Source organism: Ureaplasma diversum NCTC 246, assembly GCF_000731915.1.
GTDB classification, from domain to species: Bacteria; Bacillota_I; Bacilli_A; order Mycoplasmatales; family Mycoplasmoidaceae; genus Ureaplasma; species Ureaplasma diversum.
The window spans coordinates 1-8,788 of record NZ_JFDP01000070.1; the positions used below are offsets into that span (position 1 = coordinate 1).

The following is an 8,788-nucleotide window of genomic DNA, read 5'->3' on the forward strand; positions in this document are numbered from 1 at the left end:
TAATTTATCATTAAAACAAAAAGAGTTAATAAAAAGTGCTTTAACAATTGATGATATAGTAATGATTAATGATTATATGAAAGGTTATTAATTAATCTTTATAAAGTAAATAAGAACTAGAATTAAACCTTAAAAAGTAAGCGTTTATTCTGGTTTTTTATTATTTTAAAGGGTTGTTAGTGTAGTATACAAACAACCCAAAATAAAATATTATCTAAGTATTAATTAAATATTTTTTAGATCTTTAATTAATATCCACCCTAAAGGGTGCTATTAAAAAGTATATAGATATGTTAAAATATTAAAATACAATATTTTTAATACTAAAGGACAAATATGCTTGAAGGATCCCATAGCTTGTGATTGGAAAGCTTTATTTATAATACACAAACAAATCAATCAAATACAGAAACAGTAGCTAATGATAGTCATTGATCAATAGGATTGATCATTGGATTAGCTTTTTTAACTCTCTTTTTAATTTTATTAGCTTCATTCTTTAGTTGTACTGAAACTGCTTTAACAAGTATTACAAAAGTAAAATGAAAGTCAGAAAGTGGAAACATAAAATCAAAGAAAATTGTTAACATAGTTTATAAAATGATTAACAATTATACAATGACCCTTGGTTCTAATTTAATTGGTAGTGCACTAGTTAACACAGCATCATCAACAGTTGCTGGATTACTATTCTCTGGAGTTGTTCGCTATGTTGGAGCTGGTTCACATGCTGAAGCAATTGGAACTGGTGTAGCTACTGGGGTTATGACTTTATTAATTCTAATCTTTGGTGAATTCTTACCAAAGAACTTCGCTAAGAAGAATCCGATTAAATTATTAACCTGATTTGGTTATCCAATTTACTTCTTTTATTTAGTTTTCTGACCATTTACTTGATTATTAAACAGAATCTTTAACAGAAAAGAAAAAACAACAAAAACAACAATTGAAGAACTTAAGTCATTAGTTGATGTTATTAAATATGAAGGAACACTTGATTCACAAGAAGCTTTAATTATTAATAAAGCTATTTTGTTTGATGAGATTTTGATCAAACAAAAAATGGTAGGATGAGATAAAGTAGTAAAAGTTAATGAAAATGATCTAGTTAAAGATGTTATTCCTACTTTCTTAGAAACTGGATTTAGTCGGCTTGTTGTTATTAATGAAGATCAAGAAGTAGTAGGTATTGCTCATATTAAAGTAGTTATTAAAGCTTATTTAAATGATCAGAATACACCAATTGATTCAATTATGCACTCTCCTATGTTAATAACTAAGAATGATACTTTATATGATGGATTAAGAATGATGCAAATCCAACAGATCCATTTAGCAATTGTAGTTGATAATTTAACAGAAAAGAATCCAGTAGGGATCATTACATTAGAAAATATTACTGAAGAGTTAACTGGAAATGTGTTTGATGAAACAGATTTAAGCGATGCTAATGAATGAGTCCAAGAAGTAAACGAATATACTTGAAAATTAGATGCTAAAGCAAATGCTAAGAAGTTTTTAACCGAAAAAATTAATGCTTCTATTGAAGTAGCTGATGATTTATCAATGGGTAAATATGTATCAAAACTCAATAAAAACAGGAAGTTTATGAACCGTCAACTAATAGATACAGAGCATATGTATATTGAAGTTTTCAAGGATGTAAAATCAAACCGATTTATTTTCTTGATTGAAAAGAAAATTAAAGAAGATTCCGAACTTTAGGAACAAATAAAAGACTGCTATTATATGTAGCAGTTTTTTAATTTTAAGGGTTTTTACTTGATTATAATAATACTTACTTGTACATACAGAAAGCACTATTTAAAATGAATTTAAAACGAAAGAAAATTGCTCTGTTATTCTCAGGGATACTTACTGCAACAATTACAACATCCTTAGTTGTTGCTTGTACAGAAAACAATGAAAACAAACCTACAAATGAAACACATAGTGTTTCATTACAATCTGCTAAATTAGAATCAATGGATTCTAAGAGTTTTAAACCGAACAATAAAAAAGAACACCATTTAGTATTAACAGTAAAGAATGCAAACAAGAAATATATTCAAGTTGTATTAACATCAAAAATAGCTAATAATAAGTTTTTTTCTGTAACTTCTTCTAAAGCTTTAGTTGTTAATGATAAAGCTGATGTTGTTTTTAGAAACATTGATAAAACTAAAACTTTTAAATTAGAAAAAGTGATGGTTTTTGATGGATTAAATAGTGCTGAAAACAATGAAGTAAATATTCCTTCAACTCTTAAACAACAAGAACTAAAAGATCGTTCAGAATTAGAAAAACCAGCTGTTTCTGTTGAAATTAAAAAACAAGATAAAAAAGAAGAAAAAGTTGAAGATAAACTAAAAGAAAAAATTGATCAAATAAAGCCACAAGATCAAAAGAGTGAAGAAGAGTTAAACAAACAAAAACAACCTAAAGAAGGTGTTTCAAAACAAGATGATAAGAAAGAAGAGTTAACTCAACAAGATCCACAAAATCAAGGTCCTAAAGTAGAAAAAACTGAACCAACTAAAAAAGATGCTGAAGAAAAAACACAAGCTCAAACAATTGATAAAAAGGAAGATAGTCCAAGTAGTAAAGAAAATAAGACTGGTGAAACTAACCCAACTGAACCCGAACCAAAATCTCAACCACAAGATCAGCCTCAAGAACAAAGTACTCCAAAAAGCGAACCTTTAGTTAAAGAACAAGAAAATCAAAAAAACGAACAAGAACAAGAACAAACACAAAGAGCTGAATCGTCTAAAACAGAAGAAGCTAATAATGGTGGGAATACTTCTGAACAATCAAATCCTGAAGCACAAAAAAATGAAAATCAAAATGTAGAATCAAATGATAGTGTAAGTCCAAGCGAAAAACCTGAAGAGAAATCTAAAGAAGGAAGTCAAGATAATACTAATCAGTCTAGTTCATCTGATGTTCAATGAAGTAGTTTAAGAGTTGCTCATTGGAATGTATTACATCAATCAGGTACAAATGAACTTAAAAATGAAGCATTAGCAAAAGTAATATATGCCCACAAATTTGATGTTGTTGGTTTAACTGAGATTATGCCAGCTACAGATAGGATGTCTCAAGAAGAAAAGGATCAAGCTGTGAAAAGAGTTGTTGATTTATTGAATAAACTTAGCAACTCATCAAATTATGATTTTTTAATAAGCAACAACTTACAAGGAAGAGAAAATGAAAAAACTGCAACTCGACAACACACTAGCACAGAACGAATAGGTGTTATTTATAATAAAGAAAGAGTTTTACCAGTTCCTTTTGCAAATGGTGAAATAGGACATATATACTCAAATAATCCATACCAAGGTACTTGGACTAAAAAAGAAGTTGATTACTCTCGTCCGCCTTTTAGTGTTAAAATGCAATCTGTAGGAAAAATAACAAATGATTTTACTTTAGTATTCGCACACTTTGATAGCCCTGGAAAAGATACAAAAAAAGGTAAAAAGCAAGAAATCAATTATCCAAAAACTACACTAAGAAGATTGAATGTTGAAAGAGTTCTTAAAGATCTTAAAAATCCTGACAAATTCTTTGAAAATGATCAAGGTAGTAGAGAATTAGATGACGCTGAAAATATTGTTAAAGTAATCGAGGAAGTAAAAAGAATTGATGATAATAAAGATGATGATTATTTCTTTTTAGGTGATACAAATATTAAATTAGGAAATGAACATTTTGCATTTAAAGCTTTAAGAGAAGCTGGATTCAAAAATTTATTAAATGATCACTGAGATCACAGAACATCATTATCAACAAAAACAAATGAAATGGCTAATCCATACGATAAAATGTTCAAAAACTCTAATCTAGAAACAAAAAATGCTAACTTATTTATTCTTTGAAAAGTGTTTGAACAACAAATATTAGATAATGATTGATATGAAAAAGTTAGAGCTGTAAAATCAAAAAATAAAAGTTGATCAGATAGCGATCCAAAAGAAAAGGTTGCTCGTTCTTCTATCTCAGACCACTCACCAACATGATTTGATTTAGTCTTAAACCCAGACGATAAAAAATAAACTAACAAGGAAATAACTATGAAATTAAGTAAGAAGAAAATGTCGTTATTGTTTGGAACAATCTTAGTAACTAGTTTAGGTGTAGCAGCCGCTGTTGCTTGTACTCCTAAAAATAATGAATCTAATAAATCACAAACCCAACTAGAACAACAACAACAACAACAACAACAAAACCGGCAAGCACTAGAACAAGCTACTATTGTTAGTTTTTTATACAATTATCATTATGATGATTTATTTTTCAATTTAGATTTAACAGTAAATACTAAAAACCTTAATGGTAAATACATTGAAGTATATTTAAAATCAGAAGAAAGAGCTGATGATTTTGTTGTTAGTGTCTCAAGCAAAGCTAAAGTGGTTGATAATAAAGCTGTTGTTAGGTTTAATAAACTTAATAAATTAAATGAATATACTATTTATCAAATTTTGGTTTTTGATAGTAAAGATAGTATAAATGCTTATAAAATAGAAGATTTAAAACATCTAGATACAAAAATAAACAAATCAAAAAGTAATATAGAAAATAAAGATAATTTAGGAACTAAAGATCAGTTATCAAATGATCTTAATAAAAACAATACTAATCCATTAACTCTAAATAATAGTTCATCTAATAAAGATAAATTAAAATCAGAGATTCCTTGAAGTAGTTTAAGAGTAGGGCATTGAAATGTACTTCATCAAGATGGTAAAGATGAAGATAAAAATGAAGCACTTGCTAAAGTAATCTTACATCATAAATATGATGTTATTGGTTTAACAGAGATTATGCCAATAACTAAAGATGCTAAACAAGAAGAAAAAGATCTAGCTGTTAAAAAGATTGTTGACTTAATGAATCAATTAAGTAAAACAAATGATTATAGTTATTTAATAAGTGAAAACTTAGCAGGTTCTGAAAATGATAAATTAGCTACACCAGAACATACAAGTACAGAACGAATTGGATTAATCTATAACAAAACAAAAGCAATGCCAGTTGCATTTGCTAATGGTAAAATCGGACATGTTTATTCAAACCCATTAGTTGATGGAAAATGAACAAAAGATAAAGTTGATTATTCTCGTCCTCCATTTAGTGTTAAATTACAAACTGTTGGTGAAATCAAAAACGACTTTACTTTAATCTTTGCTCACTTTGATAGTCCTGGGAAATATCCTAAACGAGAAGGACAAGAATATGAGAAAAAAGAACAAAATTACTCAAAAGAAAAGTTAAAAACAATGGGTGTTGAAAAAGTTCTTAAATATACTACAGGAAGACAAAAAGGAAAGTTTGTTCAAAATGAACAAGGTAGTCGAGAACTAGACGATGCTGAAAATATAACTAAAGTTATTGAAGAAGTTAGAAAAATTGATGACAATAAAGATGATGATTACTTCTTCTTAGGTGATACTAACATTAGATTAGGTAATGAACAATTTGCATTTAAATCTTTAAGAGAAGCAGGTTTTACAAACCTACTAAAAGATGATTGAGATTACAGAACTACTTTAGGAATTAATGTTAATAAAACATCAAACCCATATGATAAGATTTTTAAAAATTCTAATCTAGAAGCAAAAAATGCTAATTTATTTGTATTATGAAATGTTTTCAAAGACAAAATCTTAGATGATGAGTGATATAAAAAAGTATCAACATCTAACCCTAAGGCTAAACAATGATTAGAAAATCCAACATCATTTGGTAAACCGATTAAAATTACTGATTCAAAAGAAGAAGTAGTACGACCAGTTATTTCTGACCACTCACCAACTTGATTTGATCTAGTTTTAAACCCACTAGATACTAAATAAAATTGATTAATTAAAATATAAACGATTGTTAAATGATCTAAGGTTTATAGTTATTAGTTAAATGTTATAATATAAGGATATATTAACTAATAAATAGTAGGACTTTAATGGCTTTAACAATCGTTTTAATTTTATTTGGAGTACTAGCAATGATTGTAGGATTATTGTTATCTCGTACATCTCCAACCGGTGGTTTGTCTAGTTTAAATGGACAAGATTTAGAAATCTTTAAGAAAACAAAAGACCGAGGCTGAATCAAAGGGCTTCAGGTTTTTATGTTTTTATTAACAATTACTATCATTTTAATTATTATTTTTTATCGAGTAGGTTAGTATGGATAATCAGTCAATTCGAAAACTATTAATTGATTTAATGCAAAAAGAAGAACGACCTATTCCAATCAATATTCTTGTTCGTAAAGCAATTGAAAAAAATAAAAATGTTATCAAAACACAAGCTTATAAAGTAGTTGATCAATTAATTAAAGATAATACATTAAGACAACTACCTAATGAAAAACTAGTATTAGCTTATTTAGATTATGAATTTGAACATGAAATCAAAGAAGGAACTATTAAAGTTAATTCTAAAGGGGACGGGTTCATTTTAGAAACCGATACACAAACAGAATACTATGTTAATAAAAAATACCTTAATGGAGCACTTAAAAACGATTTAGTTAAATTTGTTAAACTTAAAAAAGAACCAAAAAACGATATCTATGATGCAGCTGTAGTTGAAGTAGTTGCACATGAGAAAGATTGTTATGTTGGTAAGTTTGTACAAACAGGAACTGGTTATTATGTTTCAATTGATGATCCACTATTTTATTTAAATGTTATTTTAGATGATACTAAAGGATTAGTTAATGGTCATAAGATCCTTATTAGAATTAATAGTAGTAATGATAAGGATGCATATGGTTCAGTTGTATACATCGTAGGTCATGAAAATGATCCAGGTGCTGATATCTTATCAATTGTTTATGATAATGGTGTTGATCCTAAAATTGATCCAGAAGTTAATGAAGCAGCTAATCAAGCTGTTTTTGAAGTTGATGAACATCAATCTAAGATCCGTCGTTATTTAGTAGATCGAGAAATTATCTCTATTGACCCAGTTGGTTCAAAAGATATTGATGATGCTGTATGTGTTCAAAAACTTCCTGATGGTAAATTCTTTTTAGGAGTAAGTATTGCAGATGTTAGTTATTATGTTCAACCAGACACTGTTTTAGATGCTGATGCATTTAAACGGGGAACATCTGTTTATTTAGTAGATCGAGTAATTCCAATGCTTCCACACAATCTATCAAACAACATTTGTTCATTAAATGCTAATGTAGAACGAATGTGTGTAACTTGTGATATGGTAATTAATACAAAAGGTGAGATCATCTGAAAAGATGTCTACCCTGCTATTATGAAATCAAAACGTCAGATGAGTTATAATGAAGTTAATGATTTTTATGAAAACAAAAATCATTTAGAAGATGTAAGTATTTCAATTCATAAAATGCTTAATGAAGCAAAAGAGTTACACCAATTATTAAGGGCTAAAAAACAAAGACAAGGTTTTGTTGATTTTGATATTAAAGAACCAAAGATCATTATTGATGAAAATGGTGTTCCTGTTGATGTAGTTATATATGAACGAAAAACAGCTCAATTAATGATTGAAGACTTTATGATTGCTGCTAATGAAGCAGTTGCAGAATATGTTCAAGATTTCTTAGATCAAGATAAAAATCAACAAAACATTGATATGGAATTTATTTATCGAGTCCATGATAGCCCTAATATCGAAAACTTAGAAAAGTTTAGTATTGAAGCTAAAAAGTTAGCTTTTAATATTTCTAAAGATTTTAGTGATGTACAACCAAACACGATCTCTAATTGATTAAAACAAAATGAGAATCATCCTAACTTAGCATTAGTAAGTAAACTATTACTAAGAGCAATGGCTAAAGCTTCTTATGAAATTAAGAACTCAGGACACTTTGGATTAGCTTCTGAATACTATACTCATTTTACTTCGCCAATCCGTCGATACCCAGATTTAATTGTTCACCGTTTATTATGAATGTTTTTATTTGATCCTAAATCATACACTGATCAACAACGAACAAATTTAATTAAGAATTTAAAAACAATTACATCTAACTCTAATAAAACTGAAATCATTGCAGTTAAAACTGAGCGTGATGTTAATGCTGCTAAATTTGCTGAGTTTATGTCAACAAAAATTGGTCAAGAGTTTAATGCAACAATTAGTACAGTTACAAGCTTTGGGGTATTTGTTGAACTAGAAAATACAATTGAAGGATTAGTAAGAATCAAAAACATTGGTAATGACTTCTTTGAATTTGTGCCTGAAAACTTCACTATGGTTGGTCAAAAAACCAATAAAGTAATCACTGTTGGTCAAAAGGTTAGAGTAAGAGTACTTGAAGCTAATAAGATTACAAGAAAGATTGATTTTGAAATCATTGCTTTTTAATAATTATGAACACGCAACTAATTAAAGAGTTTTATGAAACTTTAATTAATCAAGAAGATCAATTAATTAATGATAAAGCTTGTGGTATTTATGTGCTTTATATTAAAGATCATAATTACAACAACAATATTATCCCTATTTATATTGGTCAATCTAAAAATATTAAAGCTAGATATTTAAGCCATAAAAATGAACTTAAATATCTAATTAACCTTTATTTATCAGATCATAAACATCATGCTTTTTATGAACATTATGAATTAAATAAACAAGATGGTAAACATCTTTATTCAAAAATGTTTAGTTATTTAGTTAAAAATAACTTAAACATTGATCATTTAAAAATTAAAGTAATTGAATTATGTGATGAAGCTGATTTAGATCAGCTTGAATACTATTACATTAATCAATATCGATCTGATTTATTT

At 27.8% G+C, this 8,788-nt stretch carries 6 protein-coding genes; all 6 read left to right on the forward strand.

Annotated features, from left to right (window positions below; all coding sequences use genetic code 4):
- Nucleotides 1–336 precede the first annotated feature (336 nt).
- Nucleotides 337–1,725 carry a hemolysin family protein gene (locus UDIV_RS03190; protein WP_051749509.1) on the forward strand — a complete coding sequence of 463 codons (1,389 nt, stop codon included), beginning with the start codon at nucleotides 337–339 and terminating at the stop codon, nucleotides 1,723–1,725.
- A gap of 104 nt (nucleotides 1,726–1,829) precedes the next feature.
- Complete coding sequence (locus tag UDIV_RS04230) at nucleotides 1,830–4,058, forward strand: endonuclease/exonuclease/phosphatase family protein (protein ID WP_051749511.1); 2,229 nt, start codon at nucleotides 1,830–1,832, stop codon at nucleotides 4,056–4,058.
- A gap of 18 nt (nucleotides 4,059–4,076) precedes the next feature.
- Complete coding sequence (locus tag UDIV_RS03200; protein ID WP_051749513.1) at nucleotides 4,077–5,861, forward strand: endonuclease/exonuclease/phosphatase family protein; 1,785 nt, start codon at nucleotides 4,077–4,079, stop codon at nucleotides 5,859–5,861.
- Nucleotides 5,862–5,968: 107 nt separating this feature from the next.
- On the forward strand, nucleotides 5,969–6,193 hold the full coding sequence (gene secG, locus UDIV_RS03205) for a preprotein translocase subunit SecG (protein WP_038103237.1): 225 nt from the start codon (nucleotides 5,969–5,971) through the stop codon (nucleotides 6,191–6,193).
- A 1-nt stretch (nucleotide 6,194) separates the two neighbouring features.
- Entirely contained in the window at nucleotides 6,195–8,360 is a 2,166-nt protein-coding gene (gene rnr / locus UDIV_RS03210; protein WP_038103239.1) for a ribonuclease R, read from the forward strand.
- A 5-nt stretch (nucleotides 8,361–8,365) separates the two neighbouring features.
- Nucleotides 8,366–8,788 (forward strand): GIY-YIG nuclease family protein (locus UDIV_RS03215; RefSeq protein ID WP_038103242.1); only part of this gene is annotated, 423 nt, incomplete at its 3' end.